Here is a 22,912-nt window from a genome sequence, read left to right as displayed (position 1 = left end):
AGATGGAAATCCATAAAAAAGAAATTGCAGAAAAGGAAGATCTTCTGCTTCTGGCCAGATATAACAAGAGACTGCTTTTTGGTGGGGGGCTGATCTTTTCTTTCCTTGTGATCATTGTCGCGTTATTTGCGGCATCGTTCGAGTTCAATGATTTCATGGAGGAAAGAAGGTCAATTTTTCAGAACAAGAGAACTAGAATTCTGGTGGAAATAGAAACAAAGCAGGTCATCATGATGCGTGGAATAATCGCATCAGAATTGCTTTGGGGGCAAGCGCATATATCGCAACCGGCGGGAGTTGGCAGGCCGGGCGCTATGATCACGGGTGTGAGTCCGGTGGTTCTGCTCGAGGATAAGGGCGACAAGCCTGCATGCAGGCGATACAGGGATATGCTGGAGGAGCTTGCATACCTGGCAAACTCGAGTTTTCTTCAGGATGGAAGAGCCATATCTGTATATGCCTTCAGTCCGGATGGCGGGTTCATCGGTGCTCTCCTGCCTCAGATTCCAGATGAGCCTGAGCGGGAACGGATGCTCTTGGAGCTTCAGCAACAGATTGCCGGGCTGCCGAAAGACAAAGGCGTTCCACTTCATTCCGGACAAGTGCGCCACCCCATTTGGCTTCCCCCGACCAAAAGTATTCTGACGGGTGAAATGTCGTTCCAGGTTGTTGTTTCTGCATTCCACAGGGGTAAGCCATTTCTCACCGTGGTGAGTGACATGCCTACCCAGCATATTGAGAATCTGATGCAGCAAGGTGAGGATAGAAGTTCCTTTCTGATCATGGACTCCCAGGGAAGCGTTGCCCTGGGTGTTGAACCCGAGGGCTACAGCAAAGCGGATTTCTTTGATATTGAATCATCGAAATTCCAAGGCAACCTGGTGAGTCGCTATCTTCTGTTCAAGTATGGTGCTGTATACAAGGATGGTTTTTTTCATTACTACTCGAGGATATCGAATACAAACATGATTCTGCTCCACGTGTTTTCGTGGAAGGATGCGGTTTTTCTAAAGGGAAAATCGTTCGTATATTTGATTCTTTCGTTGATATTCATTGTCTTGTTCTGGTGCTTTTTGATATATTTCTACGAAAAGGTATTTATTCCAATCTATGAAAAGGCAAAGAATGTTTTCGATACCGAGCAGCTGAGTCGAACCATCATTGCCATGGCTCCTTACGGACTTGGTCTTCTTGATTTCAAGGAGAAAAAGATGCTGTTGGAGAACAGCATGATGTTCAAATACAAGGAGAGTGCAGTACTGCGTGGCCCGGTCCCTGGCGAGCTATTGATCGGCTATTTCCACAGAGTTTATGTGGAGAAATATCTTGGTGGCGGGAAAAGTGACTATGTGCCCGTGTCCAGCGAGGTGGTGATTTCCAACGATGGAACCATTGCAGAGCTCTCCATGATCATGGTGAAGGCAAAATACCAAGGTCGGAACGTGCTGTTGTGCGGGTTTGCCGATATCACGGCTCACAAGCAGGTCCAAAGAAGCCTGGAGGATGCAAAGAAGGCTGCGGAAGAGGCAAACCATGAAAAATCATCTTTTCTCGCCGTAATGAGCCACGAGATACGCACTCCACTCAATGCGATACTGGGGAATCTGGAAATACTGGGAAGAAGCATTCTGTCCATGGAGCAGAAAACACGGCTGGACATCATTTCGAATTCCTCACATTCTCTTTTGTCTCTGTTGAATGATGTCCTCGATTTCTCGAAGGTCGAGTCTGGTCAGATGAGTGTCGAGATGGCCGGATTCGATCTCAAGTCCGTGATCAGGCAGGTGGCATCCATCTATAAACCCTTGGTGACAGAGGCAAAAATTGAATTTTCCCTGACCATCGATGATTCGCTGAAGTCTGGTTATCTTGGCGATGCTGAGCGCATCAAGCAAATACTCAACAATCTACTCAGCAATGCCTTGAAGTTCACCAAGAGTGGAAAAATAGAGGTATATGCATCCGACAGATCCGGCGAGCTGAACATCAAGGTATCCGATACTGGAATAGGTATTCATCATTCGCAGCATGCGTTCATCTTCGATGCGTTCAAGCAGGCCGGCTCGGAAATCGCCACGAAGTTTGGAGGAACCGGACTTGGGCTGACGCTGTGCCAGCGGATGGCCCACCTCATGGGAGGGGAGATCCGGTTTTCAAGTGTCCTTGGAAAAGGCAGCATTTTCGAGCTGGTGCTGCCCGCATACCATGCGCAGCCCGCATCATCCGCTGTCGCTTGGGAGGATGGCGATGTCCTGCTTTCGGAGGACGAACGAGAGGATTTCTCGGCAAGGATTCTGGTGGTGGATGACCACCCTGTTAACAGAATGCTGTTGCTGGATCAGCTGAGGATCATTGGGTATGAGGCCGATTCTGCAGAAGGAGGGGAATCTGCCTTGAGCATGCTGGCACAGCTGGCCTATGACCTGGTTCTAACCGACCTGCAGATGCCCGGCATGAACGGTTATGTGCTTGCACAGCACATCCGTAAGGATTACCCCGGGATTAGAGTGGGGGCAATAACGGCAAACGCAGGCAAGCATGAAAGGGATAAATGTGCCAAATTCGGCATATCTGACATCATCGTCAAACCAGCCTCCCTGAAAAGCATCAAGGAATTCATTGATAGAAATATCGGCAAGTCCGGGGTTTGCCAAGTGGATGCATTGCCGGCAAGAACAAGCAAGATTTCTGGCTACCGTGACATTCTTGTCTCAACAACACAAGCATCCTTGATCTCCTTGAAGAAATCCTTGGAAAAAAGAGATCTCGTGGCTGTGCATAGGGAAATTCATGCCATGAAGGGGGCATTTGCAGTGGCAGGGTTCAATGACATAGTCCAGGCGCTTGATAGGATTTCTTCTCTTGTCAATGCGCGAGATTTTCGAGCGGTCGATGTGGAGCTCGTGAATTTCATGGACGTTCTGAAAGATTTGTGAGAAAGGTTGAAAGCCGGCTGGTGTCAGGTTATTCATATTTACGCGCCATGGACTATAAAAAACACCTGAAAATATCCGTATTGTTGGCGGACGATCATCCTGGGATAATATCAGGTGTCAGGCATGAATTGTCTGGTGAGTCAGAAATTGCATTGAATGGGAGTGTTTCAAATTCAACCGATCTGATTAAAAAGCTGGAAGAGGGAGGTTTTGATGTGCTTGTATCCGATTACTCCATGCCGACCGGGCAATATGGAGATGGACTGCATCTATTCGGATATATATCGAGAAGATTCCCAAAATTGGGTCTGGTGGTCCTGACCATGCTGGATAACTCGGCAATACTGCAGGCTCTGGGTCGTGTCTCGAACATCAGTATTGTCAGCAAGGCCGATCCGGTGCTGCATCTTGTTCCCGCGATCCACGCGGCATTCACTGGCGGAGTTTATTTTTCGCCAGCCATCGCCGAGCGGCTGGAAAGAGGTGGTGCGGGCGGGTTGGGCGGAGTGCAGGGGGAGAGAAGAGTGCCTGCCGAGCTGAGCCCCAAGGAGTCCGAGGTAGTCCGGTTGTACGCTGCTGGCCTGCGCATTGATGAAATTGCAGCCAAGCTCAACAGGAGCAAGAAGACCATCAGCACGCAAAAAGTCAAGGCCATGCAAAAGCTCGGCATAGAGCGAGACATAGACCTTATGAAATATGCCTTGGAATGTGGGTGGGTGACATCATCGAGATCTCAATGATGCATGTTCATTCCACCTTCAGTGCCTGTATGTCCTGGATGACTGCTTCAAGCTGGAGCTCCAGCAGCGAGAGCGAATGTCTGTGATATGCCAGCCCATCATGGCCCATGCGGCTTTCCAGGTCGGCGCACCGTATTGACAACTCGACCAGATCAAAGAATCTCAGTGAGCCAGACAGGTTGTGAAGCTCTCTTTGCACATCTTCGCAGTTTGGGCTGGATTTGATGGTTGCCAGAGAAGAGCGCGCAGATTCCAGGAAGGCATTTCTGATGGTTGGCGCAATTTTCTCGAAATGAACGACTTCGTCAGTCGGCAGGAGGCTGTCGGGGTTGGCATGCGTTGAATGGATCGCCATCGTCAGCGCATCAAGAATCCCCTGCGGTGAATGCCAGGATACCGCGATGATGCGGGCATTGATCACTCTGGGCTGCATGGGATGGCTGGCTTCACATTCGATGATGCGTGCCGCTCCTGCCACCAGGCGGTTTTCGTCCTTGGCATTCCATAAAGTCTTCGGCCCGCACAGCACGACAACGTGGAACTTCTGTAGCCGATCCTGGCGAATCGCGGTGGGATGGCGGCATGCCGTGGTCACCAAACCCCACTCCTTGAGCAAAGGGAGCAGATGGGCGTGCTGATCGTCGCATGACGAGATGAACAGAATCTGCTGTCCTGAAAATGGCAGATGGGGCCGCAAGAGTGCATCTGCGACAGGTGTCGTTCCAAAGGCGGTCGGTAGCTTGTCAGGACGGCGTGCGGTGGGGGCACTGTCCAGGGCGGAGATCTGTTTTGTCATGGAAGGCCGAACGTCGGGGGCCGGTCTCTACAGCGAGAAATTTCAAGATGCAGATCAGGCCGACTGATTGAACCACGGCATCCATCCACAGTGCATGTCTAAGGGCATGTGCGCGTGCTTGCCGCGATTGCACGGGGCCAGGCCTGGGCAATGCCGCCCTGCAGAAGTGCAGGCACGCCAATTCAGGTGCACGTTCCAGGTGGGGCCAGAATGAAAAAAGCCTGCAAGTGACTGCAGGCTGTTTTCATGGAGGCGTTTATCCAGGGCTTCAGATGGCGAACTGGGCGCGATCCTTGTCCTTGATCCAGGCGGGCGGCTTGCCGCGTCCGGTCCAGGTGTCACCTGTCTCTGGATTGCGGAACTTGGGGGCCACGGTGGAGGAGGCGCGGCGTGCCGTGAAAATGTCGTCGGCTGTCAGGCCGTAATCCTGAACCAGACCGCGAATCTTGGCGATCACATCACTGACTTCTTGCTTGCGTGCTGTCTGGATCTGGGCCTCAAGTGCTTCGCGCTGCGCCAGAAGTTCTTTGTATGTGTTGCTCACGGTAGTTTGCCTTTCATGGATTGAAGCGCGAATATTAACTGTTTTTTAAGAACCGGTTTGCATGCTTTCGATTATTTCCCCCTATGACCACCATTGCCCGTCCCGAATGCGTTCAAACTGCCAGGTAAACCTTGGGTAAAGAGCCGTTGCGCAGTATGGCGCTGTATGTTCTGCGGGTTTTCAAAATCCTGTGCACCCTCGCTTTCGGGCTGAGCGGAACTGGATAAGCCGTGACTCCGGGTTCATGGCCGGCGGTGCTGGGATTGAGTGATGCAAGGGCCGCGCTTTACCCAAACTCCGGTGCGGATTCGGAATCCTTCAAGTCCAGTCTGTACGCTGCTTGCCAGATGAGATGCGAACAAGTCAGAGGGTGTGGCCGTCCCGTCGACGTGCCTTGTGCAAGCGTCTGGATTTTTCCGTGCAATGCTGTTTATTTGTACAGTATGATGCAGTCATGAGCATCGATCAGATCGCCTTCGCACTCCCCGCAGCCCTTGCCGTCTGGCTGTCCCAATCCCGTTCCACCGCGCTTCGGCGATGGGCCTGCCTCTTCGGCCTGGGGGGCATGCCGTACTGGATTTACAGCGCGCTGTCTGCCGGGCGCTGGGGCATGTTGGCCTTGGCCTGCGTGTTTGCGCTGGGGTGGCTTTGGGGGCTGTGGGTGCACTGGCTGACTCCCCGGCGGCGTGTGGCCATGGATTCGGGCCTTGGCACGATCCAGATCACGCCGGGCACCCGCTGATGCTAGGGGTTGCAGCCAGCAGCCTTGCGTGGTGCCGATCCTGCAGACGAGCATGTGTTTTGCAGGCGCTGCGCATGATGCGTTCGTGAATTTCAAGCGTTCTCACTGGAATTTGATGCAGGTAAAAGCCGAGTGTTTTGCTGGGTTGGTGTGATTTTCGAGCCGACGCGTTGAACGCCTGGACGGGCTGCGATCTCTATGCCCGGCCGTGCATGGCTGAAAGATCCGGACCGGAATTGCTGCAGCGTGTTCTGCCCTCCTGTGCACTGTGGTGGTGCACTCCTTTTTGCTCTTGGTGCAGGCTCACTGATCAGCCTGCTGCGCTGTGCTTTCGTGGATATTTCCGATGGATGAGTTCGGTCTTGTGCATAAAAAGCCACGGAAATCTGCAGTCTGTGCGGGTGCCGGGATGGCGGCACGCTGGCAGCGGCGAGCAAGTGCGAGGCATAGAATCGTTTGCATACAACAGGCAGCCAGCCATCCGACTTGCCTCTAAAAACCACGTGAAATAGCCCACCCCGCCGGCGGTGGGCTTTCTTTTTCGGGCCCTGCTGCGGCATGCCTGACGCCTGATTTTTCAGTGCGCACCTATGGTTTGCACCTGTTGTCAACCACAAGGTTTGCACACGATGAAATTCACTCTCAACCAACAAGAGGTCGAGATCCAGGGCGTGAGCCCGGAGACGCCGCTGCTTTATGTGCTGCGCAACGACATGCAGCTCAACGGTCCCAAGTTCGGCTGCGGCCTGGGCGAATGCGGCGCATGCGCCGTGCTGATCGACGGCAAGGTGGCCCGCTCCTGCTCCGTTCCCGTGAGCGTGGTCCAGGGCATGAAGGTCACGACGCTGGAAGGCCTGTCGCAGGATGCAACCCAGGCCGAGCACGCCCGGGTGGCGCGTGACTGGGAAGCTGCCCATCCGGCCACCGTGCCGGGAATGCCTGCCGGCAAGCCGTCGGCTGACACGCATGGCAAGACCGTCCACACACTGCACCCCGTGCAGCAGGCGTTCATCGACGAGCAGGCCGCCCAGTGCGGCTACTGCACCAACGGCATGGTCATGGCCCTGGTGGCCTTGTTCGACCACAAGCCCACGGCCACCGACGAGGAAGTCACCCAGGCCCTGTCCGGCCACCTGTGCCGCTGCGGCACGCATGTGGAAATCATGCGTGCGGCTGCTCGCGCCCGCGTGCTGATCGCCCAGGGAGGTGCAGCATGAGTGCATCCAACCCCCTTCAACTGACGCGCCGCAACCTGCTCAAGCTGGGCGGCATGGTCATGGTCAGCTCGGTGGCGGCCGCTGGCCTGGTGGCTGAAAGCACGGGTACGGCGCCCGCCGTGGCCGGCGCCTTCCCCATTCCCCCCATTGACCGGGTGAGCAGCTTCATCGCCATTGGCGCGGACGGCAGCGTCACGGCCTACCACGGCCACGTGGACCTGGGCACGGGCATCCGCACCTCGCTGGCGCAGCTGGTGGCCGATGAGCTCGATGTGGAGTTCGAACGCATCACCATGGTTCTGGGCCACACGGGCCGCACGCCCAACCAGGGCCCGACCATTGCCAGCAACACCATCCAGGTGGACGCCATCCCCATGCGCAAGGCCGCCGCGCAGGTGCGCCAGCTGCTGCTGGGCCTGGCTGCCGAGAAGCTGCAGCAGCCCGTGTCCGCACTGACCACGTCCAAGGGCGCGGTGGTGGCCAAGGGCGGCCGGCGCATCGGCTACGGCGAACTGGCCCAGGGCCAGGACCTGAACATTGCGCTGGACAAGGAAGTGCCGCTGCGCACCGGCGGTTTCAACTACATCGGCAAGTCCGTGCAGCGCGTGGACATTCCGGCCAAGGTGCTGGGCGCGCTGGCCTATGTGCACGATGTGCGCGTGCCGGGCATGCTGCACGGCCGCGTGGTGCGCCCGCCCTATGGCGGTGCCGATGCGTCGGCGCCGCTGGGCAGCAGCCTGATCTCTGTGAACGAGCAGTCGGTCGCTCATCTGCCGGGCATCGTCAAGGTGGTGGTGCAGGGCGATTTCGTGGGCATCGTGGCCGAGCGCGAAGAGCAGGCCATTGCCGCCATGCGCCAGCTGGAGGTGAAGTGGAAGGACTGGGCCGGCGTGCCCGACCTGTCGCTGAACGCCATGCACGACACCCTGGTCAAGCACGAGAAGACCGACCGCATGCTGCGCGAGGACGCGGGCATTGACGAGGCCTTCTCGGGTGCCAAGAAGGTGATCGAGGCCGACTACGTCTGGCCCTACCACCTGCATGCCTCCATCGGCCCGTCCTGCGCCGTGGCCGAGGTGTCCGCCAGCCAGATCCAGGTCTGGACCGGATCGCAGAACCCGCACGACGTGCGCAAGGACATCGCCACGCTGACCGGCATGGCGGCCGACCAGATCAATGTGACGCGCCTGGAAGCCTCAGGCTGCTACGGCCGCAATTGCGCGGACGACGTGGCATCCGACGCCGTGCTGCTGTCGCAGGCCGTGGGCCGCCCGGTGCGCGTGCAGCTGATGCGCGAGCAGGAAGCCGCCTGGGAGCCCAAGGGCACGGGCCAATTGATCCGCGTGCGCGGCGGCCTGGACGAGAACCATGCCGTGCTGGGCTATGAGCTCAAGACCTGCTACCCGTCCAACGACGCGGCAGCCCTGGCCCTGATCCTGACGGGCAAGGTGCCCAACAAGCCCAAGGTGCTGCAGATGGGTGACCGTACGGCCATCCCGCAGTACGAGTACCCCAAGATGCGCGTGGTCTCGCAGGATGCGGCGCCCATCGTGCGCGCTTCGTGGATGCGCGGCGTCTCGGCCCTGCCCAACGTCTTTGCCCATGAATGCTGGATCGACGAATGCGCCTACCTGGCCGGTGAAGACCCGCTGGCCTACCGCCTGCGCTACCTGAAGGACCCGCGCGCCGTGGCGCTGACGCACGCTGCGCACAAGCAGGCCGGCTGGCAGGATGGCCCGGCCCACCGCAACCCCGCGCCGGCCGACCAGCGCCTGGTCAAGGGCCGCGGCTTTGCCTATGCCCGCTACTACCACAGCAAGTTCCCCGGCTACGGCGCGGCCTGGGCCACCTGGATCTGCGACGTGACCGTGGACCGCGAGACCGGCGTGATCAAGGTGGACAAGGTCTTCGTGGCCCATGACTGCGGCGAGATGGTCAACCCGGCCGGCGTGCGCCACCAAGTGCACGGCAACATCATCCAGTCCGCCAGCCGCGTGCTCAAGGAGTACGTGACCTTCGACAGCAAGGGCGTGACCTCGCTGGATTGGGGCGGCTACCCCATCCTGCGCTTTGACGAGCTGCCCGAGATCGACGTGCAACTGGTCGAGCGCCCCGGCGAAGACCCCATGGGCGCGGGCGAATCGGCCTCCGTGCCCAGCGCCGCCGCTGTCTCCAACGCCGTGTTCGACGCCACCGGCGTGCGCTTGCGCGAAGTGCCGTTCACCCCGGCACGCGTGCTGGCCGCACTCAAGGCAAAGGCTGCCGATGCAGCCCCGGCCGACAAGGCACAGAACTGAGAGCGGAGGACCGGAACATGCACACACTCAAGAAAATCACCCTCGGCGTGGTCGGCCTGGCCGCCGTGGCTGGCGCCGCCTTCTGGCTGGCCACGGGCCGCAGCGAAATCGCGCCCCTGCAGCAGATCCCGGTGCAGGAATTCAGCCAGCAGCAGATCGACCAGGGGCGCCGCCTGGCGCACATGGGCGACTGCGCGGTCTGCCACACGGCACCGGGCGGCCAGCGCAACGCAGGCGGCCTGGCCATGCCCAGCCCCTTCGGCACCATCTACTCGACCAACATCACGCCCGATGCCGAAACCGGCATCGGCCGCTGGTCGTACGAGGCCTTCGAGCGCGCCATGCGCCATGGCGTGGACCGCGAGGGCAACTACCTGTACCCCGCCTTCCCGTACACGGCATTCACCCGCGTGACCGATGAGGACATGAAGGCGCTGTACGCCTTCCTGATGACCGAGCCGGCTGTCTCCAACGAGGCACCCAAGACCGCGCTGAACTTCCCGTTCAACGTGCGCCGTGGGCTGGCCCTGTGGAATGCGCTGTACCTGGAGCCGGGCGAGCAGCCCGCGCCGGCCAACCAGTCGGGCGAGTGGATTCGCGGCGCCTACCTGGTCGAAGGCCTGGGCCACTGCGCTGCATGCCACTCGCCGCGCAACCAGTTCGGCGCCGAGAAAAAGGGTGCCGACCACCTGGCCGGCGCCTTCATCGACGGCTGGGATGCGCCCGCGCTCAACGACAAGGCCGTGGCTCCGCTGCCCTGGACGCGCGAGGACCTGGTCCGCTACATGCAGACCGGTTTCTCGGAGCGCCACGGCGTGGCCGCCGGCCCCATGGCGCCCGTGATCGAAGGCCTGTCCCACCAGTCGGCCGAGGACATCAACGCCATGGCCACCTACCTGATGTCGTACCGCAAGCCCGTGGCAGACGCCGCTGGCGCAGGGGACGCCCAGGCGCTGGTGAAGGAAAAGACCGAGGTTGCCAAGCTGCCGGTCGACGCCCAGGGCTACCGCCTGTACCAGGGCGCCTGCATGGCCTGCCACCGCGCCGACCCCAGCGGCGTGCTGGCCGGCAGCAGCTTCGGCGTGCGTCCCCAGCTGTCGCTGAACACCAACCTGTACAGCGACTCGCCGACCAACGCCATCCATGTGGTGCTCAACGGCATCACGCAACCGGCGCGCCCGCAGCTGGGCACCATGCCCGCCTTCCGCCACAACCTCAGCGACGATCAGATCGCCACGCTGCTCAACACCATGCGCAGCCAGTACGGCCTGCAGCCATGGCCCGGCCTGAGCGACAAGGTCAAGGCCCTGCGCGAGGAAACACGCCCCGGCAAGGTGGCGGCGCACTGAGCTTGCGCCGCGTCATCTGCGCAGCCTGTGTGCTGCGCTAGGATGGCAAGGGACCGCTGTTCCCACAGCGGTCCCTTTTTTTATGGTCACCCGCAAGATGACAAGCCCCATGCCCGATCCCATGCCTGAGCCCATGCCCAATTTCCCCCTGCTGACCGACGCCAACCGCCAATGGCTGGATGCACGTGCCCAGGCGCTGGATGCCGGCAACGGCGAGGCCACGGCCGCCGTCGTGCCCTATCTGGCCGAAGCCGGGCTGCTGGGCCACGGCTTGGCCGATGCCTTGGGCGGGCAGGGCGGCAGCGCCGGCGATGCCATCGAGGCGATTGCCCAGGTGGCCACGCACTCCATGTCCGCCGCCTTTGCCTTCTGGGGCCAGCGCGTGCTGATCGAGATGCTGGCGAACACCGGCAATGCGGCCCTGCGCGAGCGCTGGCTGCCCGCGCTGCTGGCGGGCGAGGCGGCCGGTGCCTCGGGGCTGTCCAACATCATGAAATTCCTCAGCGGGCTGGAGGCACTCAACATCCGCGCCACGGCCCGGGAAGGCGGCGGCTGGCTGCTCAACGGCAGCGTGCCCTGGTGCACCAACCTGCGCGGGCCGCGCTTTCTGGCCGCCATTGCCGTGGCGCGTGACGACGGCGCGCCGCCCATGATCGTGGCCCTGCCGTCCGACCGGCCGGGCCTGGAGCGCTCGCCGGATCTGGAGTTGATCGCCCTGCGCGGCACCAACACCGCCGCGCTGCAGCTCAAGAACGTGGCCATCACCGAAGACGATCTGCTGGCCGAGCGCGCCGGCGGATTCCTGCCGCGTGTGCGGCCGGCCTTCCTGGGCATGCAATGCGGCCTGTCCATCGGGCTGGCGCGCGCGGCCTGTGCGCAGGCCGCCTCGCGCATGGGGCAGGGCGGGCATGTGCTGCAGCAGCCGCTGGACGATACCCGCAGCCATCTGGAGCAGGCGGTGGCGGCACTCAAGGCCGGTGTCGAGGCCGGCGATTTCGTGGAGGCGCCCGAGCGGCTTTTCGCGCTGCGCCTGGCCCTGCACGACTGCGTGCAGCAGGCCATGCAGCTGGAGCTGCAGACGGCCGGTGGCCGTGCCTACAGCCTGGATGCGGACGATGGCTTTGCCCGCCGCTGGCGTGAATCGGCCTTCATCCCCATCGTCACGCCCAGCGTGATCCAGTTGCGCGCCGAGCTGCAAAAACTGCAAAAGCTCGGCGCCTGACGGCTCAGCCCGCCTTGGCTGCGGGCTGCAGCGCCGGCTCCAGCGCCGTGTCCAGCAGCAGCAAGGCGGTTTGCACTGCAGCCAGCAGCCGCTGGCGCGGCACGCCATCGCGGGCCTGCACGGAGATGCCGTGCAGTTGCGTGGCATAGAAATCCCCCAGCGCCTGCACATCGGTGCCTGCGCGCAACTCGCCTTCATCCAGCGCGCGCTGAAGGCGGTCGATCAGGGACTGCGTGCGCTGGCGGCGGTGTTCGGCCAGCCAGGCGGCGACTGCCTCGTTTTCCTCGGCGCAATTGGTGGCGGCGGTGACCACCATGCAGCCCAGCGGATGGGCATCGTCCGTATAGGTGGCCACGGCATCGCGCAGCACGCGGGCCAGGGCGTCGCGCACGTGCGGCTCCTGGGCCATGGCGCGGTCGGCAAAGCCGCCATCACCGGCCTCGTAGTGCTGCACGGCCTCGCGGAACAGGTCCTGCTTGCTGCCGAAGGCCGCATAGATGCGCGCTGACGCAATGCCCAGCGCCTGCACCAGGTCGGCCATGGACGTGCCCTCGTAGCCTCGCCGCCAGAACGCCAGCATGGCGCGCTCCAGCGCCTGGTCTCGGTCAAATTCCCTGGGTCTTCCGGCCATCTTCCTCATCCTTCTCAACAGTCAGGGCGGCATCTTAGCGGCGCCTTGATGCTGTCTTGCATCGGCTTCGCAAAAGCAGCCGCGTTGGCGTGATACTATTCTTTGTCGATCAACAAACAATAGCTCAACGCAAGGAAATCACATGCAGACCATCAAGGGCCCCAGCCTTCATCTGGCGCAGTTCGCCGACAACAAGGCACCGTTCAATTCCCTGGAAGACATCGCACGCTGGGCGGCCGGCGTGGGCTTCAAGGGCCTGCAGATTCCCGCCTGGGACCAGCGCCTGTTCGACGTGGCCACGGCCGCCAGCAGCCAGACCTATTGCGACGATGTCAACGGCATGCTGGCCTCGCACGGCCTGGTGGCCAGCGAGCTGACCACGCACATCTTTGGCCAGCTCGTGGCCGTGCACCCGGCCTACGACGCCATGTGCGACAGCTTTGCGCCCGAGGCGCTGCGCGGCAATCCGGCCGCACGCACGGCCTGGGCGCTGGAGCAGCTCAAGCTGTCGGCCAGTGCATCGCGCCGCATGGGGCTGAGCGACATGGGCACGTTCTCGGGCTCGTTCGCCTGGCCCTATCTGTTCCCGTTCCCGCAGCGCCCGGCCGGCCTGATCGAAACCGCCTTCGAGGAGCTGGCGCGCCGCTGGCGCCCCATCCTCGACGCCTGCGACGAGCAGGGCGTGAACCTGTGCTACGAAATCCACCCCAGCGAAGACCTGCACGACGGCACCAGCTTCGAGCGCTTCCATGAACTGGTGGGCCAGCACGCGCGCTGCAAGATCCTGTTCGATCCCAGCCATTTCGTGCTGCAGCAGCTCAACTACCTCGACTACATCGACATCTACCGCGAGCACATCCGCATGTTCCATGTGAAGGATGCGGAGTTCCTGCCCAGCGGGCGCCAGGGCATCTACGGCGGCTATTCCTCGTGGCTGGAGCGGGCAGGGCGCTTCCGTTCGCTGGGTGACGGGCAGGTGGACTTCAAGGCCATCTTCTCCAAGTTCGCCCAGTACGACTACCAGGGCTGGGCCTCGCTGGAATGGGAGTGCTGCCTCAAGGACCAGGAAGACGGGGCACGCGAGGGCGTGGACTTCATCAACCGCCACATCATCCGCGTCACCGACAAGATCTTTGACGACTTCGCCGGCGCCCCCGTGGACCAGCGCCAGATCAACGCCATGCTCGGTATCGCCTGAGCAAGCCCGCAGCCAAAGAACCTCAAAAAGAATCCAACAATGAACGCTTTCACATCGAACGCCCTGCGCAAGCAGGAAGACCAGGCCTGCGAGTTCTCGCACGACTACGTGCGCATCGACGGCCGCCGCATCCACTGCATCACGGCCGGGCAGGGCGCGCCCGTGCTGCTGATCCCGGGCTGGCCCCAGACCTGGTATGCCTGGCGCCATGTCATGCAGGCGCTGGCGGCGCAGGGCTTCCAGGCCATTGCCGTCGATCCGCCGGGCACGGGCTTTTCCGACCGGCCCGACACCGGCTACGACACGGGCTCCATCGCGCAGACCCTGCACCGCACCATGCTGGCGCTGGGCCATGAGCGCTACCAGGTCGCCGGCCACGACGTGGGCATGTGGGTGGCCTATGCGCTTGCCAGCGACCAGCCGCAGGCCGTGCAGTCCCTGGCGCTGACCGAGGCCGTGATCCCTGGCCTGGCGCCCGAGCCCAGCATCTTTGCGCCGCCCGAGCAGAACATCTTCCTGTGGCACTTCATGTTCAACCAGCTGGCCGACCTGCCCGAGACCCTGATCGCGGGGCGCGAGCGTGCCTACCTGGAATTCATGTTCAACCGCTGGTCGCTGCGGCGCGACCGCGTGGCCGTCGACGTCTATGTCGATGCCTATGCGGCGCCCGGTGGCCTGCGCGGCGGCTTTGCCTACTACCGTGCCATTCCCGAAACCATCCGCCAGAACCGCGAGCGTGCGCTGCGCCCGCTGGCCATGCCCGTGCTGGCCATTGGCGCCGAGCACGCCACGGCCGATGCGCCGCTGGCCACGCTGCGCGGCCATGCCGATGACCTGTCGGGCGTGATCGTGCCGGGCTGCGGCCACTTCATCATGGAGGAAGCCGCCGAGCCCTTCATCGCCGAGCTGCTGCCCTTCCTGCAAAGGACGCTGTGACCATGGGCCTGGACGCTGACATTGCGCGCTATCTCGCCGAGCTGGCGCAGGCAACCCAGGCCGTGGCCCCGCCCACGCCGCCCACGCTGGCGGCGCTGCGCGAGGCCACCGACGCCGGGCTGCGCGCCCTGCACGGCCCGGCCGAGGCCATGGCCCGCACCGAAGACTTCACGCTGCCCGCGCGCGACGGTGCGCCGCTGCGCGTGCGCATCTACCGGCCGCTGGCCTCGGACACACCCACGCCCCAGCCCGCCCTGGTCTTCGCCCACGGCGGCGGCTGGTGCCTGGGTTCGCTGGAGGTCTACGACAACCCCTGCCGCGCGCTGGCCGCGGCAACGGGCGCCGTCGTGGTCTCGGTGGACTACCGGCTGGCGCCCGAGCACCGCTTTCCCGTGCCGCTGCATGACTTCTGCGATGCCATTGCCTGGACCTTTGAGCAGGCCGATGCGCTGGGCCTGGATCGCAGGCGCATCGGCGTGGCCGGAGACAGCGCGGGCGGCAACCTCGCGGCCGCAGCCTGCCTGCTGGCGCGGCAGCAAGAAGGCTGGGGAGCGGCGGGCGCACCGGCCATCGCCCACCAACTGCTGCTGTACCCGGCGCTGGACGCGGCCATGGATTCGCCGTCGTTCCAGCAGTTCGGCGAGGGCCACTACCTCACGCGTGCGGCCATGGAGTACTGCTATGGCGCGTACCTGGGCGATGCGGCACCGGGGCGGCACGAACTTGTCTCTCCGCTGCGCGCGGACCACCTGGCAGGCCTGCCCCAAGCCACGGTGATCAGCTGCGAATACGACCCGCTGCGCGACGAGGCCGAAGCCTATGCGCAGCGGCTGGCGCAGGCCGGTGTGGCGGTGCAGGCCGTGCGCCTGCCCGGCATGGTGCACGCCTGCATGCACATGCTGGGGCTGGCGCCGGCATCACGCCGCCTGTTTGACGAAGCGGGTGCCGCCGTGCGCCAGGCTTTCGGCACGGCCATGGGCTGAGGGTTGCCGGGTGCAGGTCAGGCCTGTGCCAGGAACACGGCCACCAGCGCATTCGCATGGCCGTGCCCCATCTGGTGCTGGGCCTTGAGCCAGCCCACCAGTTCCATGTGCTTGCGGGTGTCCTGCTGTTGCAGCAGGTGCATCCAGTGCGCAATCGGCTGGCCGTAGGTCTTCTCGATGGAAGGGAAATACGAGGCCGGTCCCTTGACCTTGCTTGTCTCCGTCATGGCGCTTGTCCTGTTCCTGTGATGCGGGTGGCAGATTGTGCCGCTGGCGCTGGCGCTGTCCGGGCCGGCAGGCGGGGTCAGGTCAGGAACAGCACATCCTTGTGCTGCGGCGCAGGCGGCAGCACCTCGCCGGTCAGCTCGCGCAGCGTGGCCTCGATCATCTGCGACATGGCGTCCAGCGCCAGGTCGTTGGGTGCCGTGCCGAAGGGCTCCTCCAGCTCGGCGCCCAAGGCCTCCAGCGCGAAGAAGGTGTAGGCGATGAAGGCCACGATCACCGGCGTCATGAAGCCGATGGAATCCACCAGGCCGAAGGGCAGCAGCAGGCAGTACAGATAGATGGTGCGATGAATGATCACCGCATAGGTGAAGGGAATCGGCGTGCCCGCAATGCGTTCGCAGCCGCCCAGCGCCTCGCCCAGCTTGCACAGCGGCGCCTCCATGGCGGGCACCAGCACCGGCTGCAGGCTGCCGTCTTGGCGGCGCGCCTGCAGCCATTCGCCGGCCATGAGCAGCAGCACGGCAGGTTTGAAGCGCGCCGTGGCCAGGCGCTCGCAGTCGGCGGCGGGCAGCAGGCGGCGCATGTCGGCCGCGGCATCGGTGCCGCGCAACTGGTGGCGCAGCGCATGCACAAAGGCCGCCAGCACCATGGCCAGGGCCGGGGCGTGCTGCGGCGCGTCGGTCAAGGTCCGGGCCTGGCGCACCAGGGAGCGCGTCTCGTTGAGCAGGGTGCCCCACAGTGTGCGCGCCTCCCAATAGCGCGCATAGCTGGTGCTGTTGCGAAAGCCCAGGAAGATGGCCAGCGTCAGCCCGATCAGCGAAAACGGCACGAAGTTCAGCGGCACCTTCCACGCGAACAGCTGGCCGTGCAGGGCCGTGACCAGCACGGCGAACAGGGTGGCGGCCATCAGCTGGGGCAGGATGTCGGGCAGCACCGAGCCGCGCAGCACGAAGAGCATGCGCAGCCAGTGGGGGCGGGGCCGGATGATCATGAAAGCTTGTTCCGTGATGGAAAAGAGGGCGCAGCAGCCCCGCAACTCTAACCGCCCCGCGCAGTCAGTGCGCCACCTGCGCGCCACCTTAGCGCCACTTGTGCGCCACCCTGCACACGCCGGCTGCGGCTTCAAAGATCGCTGCCGTGGCTGCCGTCTGGCTGGAGAAGGGCCTGTGCCGTGACCGCTGCTGCCTGCTCCGCTTGCCATGCCGTGCGCATGGAAGAGGGCGCCACCGTTGCGCGCGGGGATGGCTGGCTGGTGATGGTGCCCAGGCTGATGAAGCCGGCCAGGTGCTCGCCGTCCTCCAGGCCCAGTGCGGTGTGGATGGCTGGATCAAAGCAGCGCTCGCCGCTGAGCATGATGGCGCCAAAGCCCAACTGGTGCGCAGCATTGAGGAAGTTGCCCAGCGCAGCCCCTGCGGCCAGCCATTGCTCGCGCACGGGAACGCGCGAGCGCAGCTTGGGAGAGATGATGAAGGCCAGCAGTGTCGGTGCACGCGTGGCGTGCTCGCGGGCGCGGCGGATGTCATCGGCCGGGGCCAGCGGGTCGCGGCGCAGTTTTTCCTGTTCGAACAGAGCAGCCAATGCTGCACGCTGATGGACTGGAAACTCCAGAATGCGCCAGGGATGCAATGCACCATGATCTGGTGAACATAGCGCGGCCTCGATCATCAGGTCCATGTCGCCGCTGTCCGGCCCCGGCATGGCCAGCCGCCTGGGCGAGACGGAGCGCCGCGCCAGCAGGGGCGCCAGGCCTGCCCGCTTGCGCGTGTCGGCAAAGCAGTGCTTGAGTGCATCCACCGCCTGGGCGAACTGCCGGGCCCAGGCCAGCACCTGTTCACCCTCCAGCGTGAACCCCTGGAAGGGCCGGCCCGCACGCACCAGCGCGTGGCCGAACTCCGCCTCGGCCGAGCGTATGGCCTGTGCCAGCGCGTTGTCGGAGATGCCACAGGCCTGCGCTGCGCGCGCCCAGTCACGCTCGCGGTCCAGGGCCAGCAGATGGGGGATGTATTTTTGCGTCAAGTCGGTTCTCCAGCACAGCCCGGCGGACTTCGGCGGGCTCCGAGGGGGCGAAGTGCTCCATGAATGGCTTCGTTATATCCGAAAAAATACAATGAAATTCGTCACTCCAGCTTGAACCGAGGCCTGGTGCGGCTTGCGGGCCCGCCGCGATGGCGGGGGCTTGCTTTGGTATGTGACAGGTGCATGTGCCCTTGCCGAACTGCGGGATTGAACCGATTGCGCAGGCACCGGCACTACAATCCCCTGCCATGTTGCATGCCATCCGGAGCCTATCCATGCGGAGCGCCTTGCTGCTGCTCATCATGGTGGCGCAGCTGCTGATACCGCTGCTGCACAGCCATTTCGGCACTCCGAACCAGGCCGGCCTGCACATCCACGCGGCGCCGTCGCGCGTGGCCGACTCGCATTTCCACCTGTTCGTGGCCCACGGCTCCTTCACCGATGTGGATGAAGACCATGTTGAGCCTTTCGAGGTCGATGTGCAGGACGCCATACAGCCGCTGGACCTGCTGCCCATGCCTTTGCTGGCCGTGGTCGGCCTGGTCTTGCTCACCCTGGGCCTGCGTGCCGCGCGCATGCGCTGCATTGCGCCCCGGCCCGCCCTGCCGCTGCAGCCCATGCGCCTGAGTCCGCGCTGGCGCGGGCGCGTGATACGGCCTTCTCCCGCCCAGGCACCGCCCCTGGCTTCCTGACCTCCCCGGCCTGGTCCACAGGCCCGCCTCAGTCCTTCTTCGTCCGCGCGCAGCGAACCGCCTGCGCGTGGACGGCGTTCGTCTTTTTTCCCGGAGTCAGGAATGATGTTTTCCCCATGGCTGCTGGCCGGCGCACTTGCGCTGCCAGCCGTCGGCATGGCCGCCCAGGCCCAGGCCGCACCCGCAAGCCCGGCCAATCCCCCGTCCGCATCCGCATCCGCACCCACATCCGGATCTGCATCCACGCCCACATCCGTTGCCTTGTCCGCCGAACAGGCACAGGCGCTGGGCGTGCGTTTCGAACCCATTCAGGCGGCACAGCGCATCGAGGTCTCGGCCCACGCCCGCGTCGTGCTGCGGCCCGATGCCCAGGCTGTGGTGGCCGCCCCCTATGCGGGCGCGGTGCCGCGCGTGCTCGTGGCCCTGGGCCAGACGGTGCGCACCGGCCAGCCGGTGGCGGTGTTCACCAGCCCGCAGCTGTATGAGGCGCGGCGCGCGCTGCTGGAGGCCGAGTCCCAGTCGCGCCTGGCACGCCAGGCCCTGGCGCGCGACCAGGCGCTGCATGAGGACGGCATCATCGCCGCCAGCCGCTGGCAGGCCACGCAGGCCCGCGCCGCCGAGGCCGCGGCCATGGCCCAGGCGCGGCGCGCCGAACTGGCCGCCAGCGGCCTGCAGTTCGTGGGCAACGAGGTGCACCTGGTGGCGCCCCGCGCAGGCTTGGTGACCGAGGTGCTGGCGGTGCCGGGCGCGCGTGTGGAGGCCTCGGCGCCGCTGCTGCGCGTGGCCGACCCCAAGGCGCTGGAACTGGACCTGCTGCTGGGCCGCGAGGTGCCGCTGCCCGGCGTGGGCGACCGCGTTCAGGTGGCGGCGCGCGGTGCGCAGGGCAAGGTGGCTGGCATGGCCCCGGTCGGTGATGGATCGGCCGGCATGCGGGTGCGCGTTGCGCTGGAACGCGCTGGCGACCTGCGCGTGGGCGAAAGCGTGACCGCGTCGCTGGCCCTGGCCGGTGCGGACGCCGGGCCTTCCGGCGGATCTGCTGGTGGCTCTGGCGGTGCACGCCTGCGCGTACCCGCTGCGGCGCTGGCGCATTGGAACAACTGCACCGGCGTCTTTGTCGCCACCGGGCAGGGGGCGCGCTTCATGCCGCTGTCCGTGGAGGCCAGCGACGAGGCCACGGCCGTGGTGCGCGGCACGCTGCCGCCCAAGGCGCGCATTGCCGTGACGGGCATTGCCGCGCTCAAGGGCCTGTTGGGCGGGGGTGAGTGATGCTGGCGCGCCTCATCGAGTTTTCGCTGCGCCAGCGCGCGCTGGTGCTGATGGCGGCCTGCGCGCTGGCCCTGGCCGGTGCCTGGGCCTATGTGCACCTGCCCATCGACGCCTTCCCCGACATCTCGCCCACCCAGGTCAAGGTGATCCTGAAGGTTCCCGGCATGACGCCCGAGGAGGTGGAGCAGCGCGTCTCCACGCCTGTCGAGCAGGAACTGCTGGGCCTGCCGCACAAGACCATGGTGCGCTCGGTGTCCAAGTACGGCATCAGCGACGTGACCGTGGATTTCAGCGAAGGCACGGACGTGTACTGGGCGCGCCAGCAGGTGTCCGAGCGGCTGGCCGGCCTGCAGCGCGACCTCCCCGCCACGGCCGAAGGCGGGCTTGCCCCCATCACCACGCCGCTGGGCGAGATGTTCATGTTCACCATCGACGGTGAGCAATGGTCTCTGGCCGAGCGCCGCCATGTGCTGGACTGGGTGATTCGCCCTGCGCTGCGCACCGTGGCCGGCGTGGCCGACGTGAATGCGCTGGGCGGCATGGTGCGCGGCTACGAGGTGATCCCCGACCCCGCCCGGCTGCGGGCGCGCGGCGTGACGCTGGACCAGCTGCGCCAGGCGCTGGAGGCCAACAACCGCAACGACGGCGCAGGCCGGCTGGACCGCGGGGAAGAGCACTGGGTGGTGCGCGTGGAAGGCGGCGTGCGCGGGCTGGACGACCTGCGCGCCATTGTCGTGGCGCCCGCCCATGAGGGGCGCGTTGCCGCCACCGTGGGCGATGTGGCCACCGTGCGCCTGGGCGAAGCCACGCGCAACGGCGCCGTCAGCCGCGACGGGCGTGGCGAAGCCGTGCAGGGCCTGGTGCTGGGACTGCGCGGGGTGGATGCGCGCAGCCTGGTGGACGCCGTGCAGGCGCGGCTGGACGAACTGGCTCCCCGGCTGCCCAAGGGCATGAGCACCCAGGTCTTCTACAACCGGGGCGACCTGGTCTCGCGCGCGGCGGGCACCGTGGTGCGCGCCCTGGTCGAGGCCAGCGTGCTGGTGCTGGTCACGCTCTACCTGTTCCTGGGCGGGCTGCGGGCGGCCCTGGTGGTGGCGGCCACGCTGCCGCTGTCCATGCTGGCCACCTTCCTGCTGATGCGCCATGCGGGCCTGACGGCCAACCTGATGAGCCTGGGCGGCCTGGCCATCGCCCTGGGCATGCTGGTGGATGCTGCGGTGGTGGTGGTGGAGAACATAGAGACCGCGCTGGCGAATGAGTCTGCGGGCGGAACGGCCATCGAAACGGCAGGCAGCTCCCCGCCGCAGGACCGGGCCGTGCTGATCCGCCAGGCAGTCTCGGCGGTCTCTGTGCCCATGCTGGCCGGCGTGTCCATCATCGCCATCGTGTTCCTGCCGCTGCTCACGCTGCAGGGGCTGGAGGGCAAGCTGTTCGCGCCCGTGGCGCTGACCATCGTGCTGGCGCTGGGAGCCTCGGTGCTCATCGCCTTCACCGTGGTGCCTGCGCTGGCCTCGCTGCTGCTGCGCTCGCATGGCGGCGATGAACCCTGGCTGATGCGGCGCGTGGCCCGGGGCTTCGAGCGCATGCAGCGCTGGAGCCTGGCCCACCGGCCTGCGGTCTTCGGCATTGCCGGGGCATCGCTGGCCGGGGCGGCCGTGCTCTACCTGTCCGTGGGCAAGACCTTCATGCCCACAATGGATGAGGGCGACATGATCGTGCAGCTGCAAAAGACGCCCTCCATCTCGCTGGCCGCTTCGCTGGACATGGACGGGCGCGTGCAGCGCGCGCTGCTGGAGCAGGTGCCCGAGATCCGCTCCATCGTCGCGCGCACGGGCTCGGACGATCTGGGCCTGGACCCCATGGGCCTGAACGAGACCGATACCTTCCTGGTGCTGCGCCCGCGCGACGAGTGGCGCGGCAGCAAGGAAGACATCGCCGAGGCCATACGCCACGTCATGCAAGGCTTTCCGGGGCTTGTCTACGGCTTCACCCAGCCCATAGAAATGCGCGTCTCCGAAATGCTGACCGGCACGCGCGGCGACGTGGCCATCAAGATCTTCGATCCCGACCTGGCGCGGCTGGACACAGCCGCCCAGGCCGTGGCCGCGCGCATGCGCGCGGTGGCCGGGGCCTCCGAAGTCATCGCGCCCAGCAACAGCGGCGTGCAATACCTGCAGGTGGCGCTCAACCGCGCGGCGCTGGGCCAGTCCGGGCTCAGTGGCGATGGCCTGCAGGCGCAACTGCGCGCCCTGGTGGAAGGCGAGCGCATTGGCATCGTGCCCGAAGGCGTGGCGCGCACGCCGCTCATCCTGCGCGGCGGGGCGGCGCTGCGCCAGTCGCCCGAAGGCCTGGCCGGGCTGCTGGTGACGGCGGCGAACGGCAGCAGCTGGCCATTGACCTCCCTTGCCACGCTGGCGGCCCGCGACGGCCCCGTGCGCGTGGACCACGAAAACGGCGCACGCTTCGCCGTGGTGCAGGTCAACGTCGAAGGGCGCGACCTGGCCAGCTTTGTGCGCGATGCCCAGGCGGCCGTCGCCGGTGATGCCGGCCTCAAGGACATGCGCATCGTCTGGGGCGGCCAGTTCGAGAACCAGCAGCGCGCCGCCGCACGGCTGGCGCTGGTGGTGCCGCTGGCGCTGGGCGCCATCTTCGTGCTGCTGGTGCTGACCTTCCGCTCGCCCAGGCAGGCGCTGCTGGTCATTGCCAACATCCCGTTCGCGCTGGTGGGCGGCATGGCGGCGCTGAGTGCGGCGGGCGAGTACCTGTCGGTGCCTGCCTCGGTGGGCTTCATCGCGCTGCTGGGCATTGCGGTGCTCAACGGCGTGGTCCTGGTATCGCACTTCAACAACCTGCTGGCTGCGGGCCAGCCCCTGTCCCAGGTGGTGCGGCACGGCGTGCGCGACCGGCTGCGGCCCGTGCTGATGACGGCCTGCATCACCGCGCTGGGCATGGTGCCGCTGCTGCTGGCCAGCGGGCCGGGCTCGGAGATCCAGCGGCCGCTGGCCATCGTGGTGGCGGGCGGGCTGGTCAGTTCCACGGCGCTGACCCTGCTTCTGCTGCCTTTGCTGTTCGAGCGCTTCGGCCTGCCGCGGCGTGAGCGGGAGGCCCGGTCATGAGCACCA

Annotated in this window: 19 protein-coding genes; 13 read left to right on the top strand and 6 right to left on the bottom strand. The window is 64.6% G+C overall.

The features are described from left to right. Positions 1 to 2: 2 nt before the first annotated feature. Positions 3 to 2,936 (top strand): hybrid sensor histidine kinase/response regulator, encoded by a 2,934-nt coding sequence (locus DTS01S_RS14000; RefSeq protein WP_017405167.1) that lies wholly within the window; start codon positions 3 to 5, stop codon positions 2,934 to 2,936. A gap of 47 nt (positions 2,937 to 2,983) precedes the next feature. After that, entirely contained in the window at positions 2,984 to 3,676 is a 693-nt protein-coding gene (locus tag DTS01S_RS13995; RefSeq protein ID WP_061287912.1) for a response regulator, read from the top strand. Between the two features lie 7 nt (positions 3,677 to 3,683). Here DTS01S_RS13995 and DTS01S_RS13990 read toward each other — a convergent pair whose 3' ends face one another. Beyond that, positions 3,684 to 4,472, bottom strand: coding sequence for an Hpt domain-containing protein (locus DTS01S_RS13990; RefSeq protein ID WP_254787954.1), 789 nt, complete (start codon positions 4,470 to 4,472; stop codon positions 3,684 to 3,686). Between the two features lie 268 nt (positions 4,473 to 4,740). After that, a complete protein-coding gene (locus DTS01S_RS13985; protein WP_016447060.1) occupies positions 4,741 to 5,016 on the bottom strand; it encodes an H-NS histone family protein in 276 nt (91 codons plus the stop codon). A gap of 454 nt (positions 5,017 to 5,470) precedes the next feature. Here DTS01S_RS13985 and DTS01S_RS13980 point away from each other — a divergent pair, with 454 nt between their 5' ends. From DTS01S_RS13980 to DTS01S_RS13960, 5 genes are all read left to right on the top strand, one after another. Further along, positions 5,471 to 5,758, top strand: coding sequence for a hypothetical protein (locus DTS01S_RS13980; RefSeq protein ID WP_061287911.1), 288 nt, complete (start codon positions 5,471 to 5,473; stop codon positions 5,756 to 5,758). 629 nt (positions 5,759 to 6,387) lie between these two features. Beyond that, positions 6,388 to 6,975, top strand: a complete 588-nt coding sequence (locus DTS01S_RS13975; protein WP_061287910.1) for a (2Fe-2S)-binding protein — start codon at positions 6,388 to 6,390, stop codon at positions 6,973 to 6,975. Continuing rightward, positions 6,972 to 9,272 carry a xanthine dehydrogenase family protein molybdopterin-binding subunit gene (locus tag DTS01S_RS13970; RefSeq protein ID WP_061287909.1) on the top strand — a complete coding sequence of 767 codons (2,301 nt, stop codon included), beginning with the start codon at positions 6,972 to 6,974 and terminating at the stop codon, positions 9,270 to 9,272. Before DTS01S_RS13975 ends, DTS01S_RS13970 begins: the two co-directional genes overlap by 4 nt. A gap of 17 nt (positions 9,273 to 9,289) precedes the next feature. After that, positions 9,290 to 10,621 (top strand): c-type cytochrome, encoded by a 1,332-nt coding sequence (locus DTS01S_RS13965; RefSeq protein ID WP_016447056.1) that lies wholly within the window; start codon positions 9,290 to 9,292, stop codon positions 10,619 to 10,621. An 82-nt stretch (positions 10,622 to 10,703) separates the two neighbouring features. Next, positions 10,704 to 11,843, top strand: a complete 1,140-nt coding sequence (locus tag DTS01S_RS13960; protein ID WP_082774916.1) for an acyl-CoA dehydrogenase family protein — start codon at positions 10,704 to 10,706, stop codon at positions 11,841 to 11,843. Positions 11,844 to 11,847: 4 nt separating this feature from the next. Here DTS01S_RS13960 and DTS01S_RS13955 read toward each other — a convergent pair whose 3' ends face one another. Beyond that, positions 11,848 to 12,474 (bottom strand): TetR/AcrR family transcriptional regulator, encoded by a 627-nt coding sequence (locus DTS01S_RS13955; protein WP_061287908.1) that lies wholly within the window; start codon positions 12,472 to 12,474, stop codon positions 11,848 to 11,850. A 142-nt stretch (positions 12,475 to 12,616) separates the two neighbouring features. Here DTS01S_RS13955 and DTS01S_RS13950 point away from each other — a divergent pair, with 142 nt between their 5' ends. From DTS01S_RS13950 to DTS01S_RS13940, 3 genes are read left to right on the top strand one after another with little or no spacing between them, the layout of a single operon-like run. Beyond that, positions 12,617 to 13,672, top strand: a complete 1,056-nt coding sequence (locus DTS01S_RS13950; protein ID WP_043820442.1) for a sugar phosphate isomerase/epimerase family protein — start codon at positions 12,617 to 12,619, stop codon at positions 13,670 to 13,672. 39 nt (positions 13,673 to 13,711) lie between these two features. Beyond that, positions 13,712 to 14,608: an alpha/beta fold hydrolase gene (locus tag DTS01S_RS13945; protein WP_061287907.1), complete on the top strand. Its 897-nt coding sequence runs from the start codon at positions 13,712 to 13,714 to the stop codon at positions 14,606 to 14,608. A gap of 2 nt (positions 14,609 to 14,610) precedes the next feature. Further along, positions 14,611 to 15,591: an alpha/beta hydrolase gene (locus DTS01S_RS13940; protein WP_061287906.1), complete on the top strand. Its 981-nt coding sequence runs from the start codon at positions 14,611 to 14,613 to the stop codon at positions 15,589 to 15,591. A 17-nt stretch (positions 15,592 to 15,608) separates the two neighbouring features. Here the strand turns inward: DTS01S_RS13940 and DTS01S_RS13935 are convergent, their stop codons facing one another. The 3 genes from DTS01S_RS13935 to DTS01S_RS29650 all read right to left on the bottom strand — a co-directional run bounded on the left by DTS01S_RS13935 (position 15,609) and on the right by DTS01S_RS29650 (position 17,832). After that, the gene (locus tag DTS01S_RS13935) at positions 15,609 to 15,818 is read right to left on the bottom strand and encodes a DUF4287 domain-containing protein (RefSeq protein ID WP_016451737.1); all 210 of its coding nucleotides are present in this window, start codon (positions 15,816 to 15,818) and stop codon (positions 15,609 to 15,611) included. A 77-nt stretch (positions 15,819 to 15,895) separates the two neighbouring features. Next, a complete protein-coding gene (locus DTS01S_RS13930) occupies positions 15,896 to 16,807 on the bottom strand; it encodes a bestrophin family protein (protein ID WP_017405160.1) in 912 nt (303 codons plus the stop codon). A gap of 131 nt (positions 16,808 to 16,938) precedes the next feature. Further along, a complete protein-coding gene (locus DTS01S_RS29650) occupies positions 16,939 to 17,832 on the bottom strand; it encodes a nitroreductase (protein WP_074931744.1) in 894 nt (297 codons plus the stop codon). 275 nt (positions 17,833 to 18,107) lie between these two features. Here DTS01S_RS29650 and DTS01S_RS13920 point away from each other — a divergent pair, with 275 nt between their 5' ends. From DTS01S_RS13920 to DTS01S_RS13910, 3 genes are all read left to right on the top strand, one after another. After that, on the top strand, positions 18,108 to 18,524 hold the full coding sequence (locus DTS01S_RS13920) for a hypothetical protein (protein ID WP_012205745.1): 417 nt from the start codon (positions 18,108 to 18,110) through the stop codon (positions 18,522 to 18,524). A gap of 102 nt (positions 18,525 to 18,626) precedes the next feature. Next, a complete protein-coding gene (locus DTS01S_RS13915; protein ID WP_061287905.1) occupies positions 18,627 to 19,790 on the top strand; it encodes an efflux RND transporter periplasmic adaptor subunit in 1,164 nt (387 codons plus the stop codon). Next, positions 19,790 to 22,906, top strand: coding sequence for an efflux RND transporter permease subunit (locus tag DTS01S_RS13910; RefSeq protein WP_061287904.1), 3,117 nt, complete (start codon positions 19,790 to 19,792; stop codon positions 22,904 to 22,906). Before DTS01S_RS13915 ends, DTS01S_RS13910 begins: the two co-directional genes overlap by 1 nt. Positions 22,907 to 22,912 lie beyond the last annotated feature (6 nt).

It is taken from the genome of Delftia tsuruhatensis NBRC 16741 (assembly GCF_001571325.1).
Taxonomy (GTDB): domain Bacteria; phylum Pseudomonadota; class Gammaproteobacteria; order Burkholderiales; family Burkholderiaceae_C; genus Comamonas; species Comamonas tsuruhatensis.
This window is presented reverse-complemented; position numbering and strand designations above follow the sequence as displayed.

Excerpts from the sequence above, each read along its gene's own strand:
- DTS01S_RS14000 (WP_017405167.1), top strand. The coding sequence starts at position 3 with ATGGAAATCCATAAAAAAGAAATTGCAGAAAAGGAAGATCTTCTGCTT.
- DTS01S_RS13995 (WP_061287912.1), top strand. The coding sequence starts at position 2,984 with ATGGACTATAAAAAACACCTGAAAATATCCGTATTGTTGGCGGACGAT.
- DTS01S_RS13990 (WP_254787954.1), bottom strand. The coding sequence starts at position 4,472 with ATGACAAAACAGATCTCCGCCCTGGACAGTGCCCCCACCGCACGCCGT.
- DTS01S_RS13980 (WP_061287911.1), top strand. The coding sequence starts at position 5,471 with ATGAGCATCGATCAGATCGCCTTCGCACTCCCCGCAGCCCTTGCCGTC.
- DTS01S_RS13975 (WP_061287910.1), top strand. The coding sequence starts at position 6,388 with ATGAAATTCACTCTCAACCAACAAGAGGTCGAGATCCAGGGCGTGAGC.
- DTS01S_RS13970 (WP_061287909.1), top strand. The coding sequence starts at position 6,972 with ATGAGTGCATCCAACCCCCTTCAACTGACGCGCCGCAACCTGCTCAAG.
- DTS01S_RS13965 (WP_016447056.1), top strand. The coding sequence starts at position 9,290 with ATGCACACACTCAAGAAAATCACCCTCGGCGTGGTCGGCCTGGCCGCC.
- DTS01S_RS13960 (WP_082774916.1), top strand. The coding sequence starts at position 10,704 with ATGGTCACCCGCAAGATGACAAGCCCCATGCCCGATCCCATGCCTGAG.
- DTS01S_RS13955 (WP_061287908.1), bottom strand. The coding sequence starts at position 12,474 with ATGGCCGGAAGACCCAGGGAATTTGACCGAGACCAGGCGCTGGAGCGC.
- DTS01S_RS13950 (WP_043820442.1), top strand. The coding sequence starts at position 12,617 with ATGCAGACCATCAAGGGCCCCAGCCTTCATCTGGCGCAGTTCGCCGAC.
- DTS01S_RS13945 (WP_061287907.1), top strand. The coding sequence starts at position 13,712 with ATGAACGCTTTCACATCGAACGCCCTGCGCAAGCAGGAAGACCAGGCC.
- DTS01S_RS13940 (WP_061287906.1), top strand. The coding sequence starts at position 14,611 with ATGGGCCTGGACGCTGACATTGCGCGCTATCTCGCCGAGCTGGCGCAG.
- DTS01S_RS13935 (WP_016451737.1), bottom strand. The coding sequence starts at position 15,818 with ATGACGGAGACAAGCAAGGTCAAGGGACCGGCCTCGTATTTCCCTTCC.
- DTS01S_RS13930 (WP_017405160.1), bottom strand. The coding sequence starts at position 16,807 with ATGATCATCCGGCCCCGCCCCCACTGGCTGCGCATGCTCTTCGTGCTG.
- DTS01S_RS13920 (WP_012205745.1), top strand. The coding sequence starts at position 18,108 with ATGCGGAGCGCCTTGCTGCTGCTCATCATGGTGGCGCAGCTGCTGATA.
- DTS01S_RS13915 (WP_061287905.1), top strand. The coding sequence starts at position 18,627 with ATGATGTTTTCCCCATGGCTGCTGGCCGGCGCACTTGCGCTGCCAGCC.
- DTS01S_RS13910 (WP_061287904.1), top strand. The coding sequence starts at position 19,790 with ATGCTGGCGCGCCTCATCGAGTTTTCGCTGCGCCAGCGCGCGCTGGTG.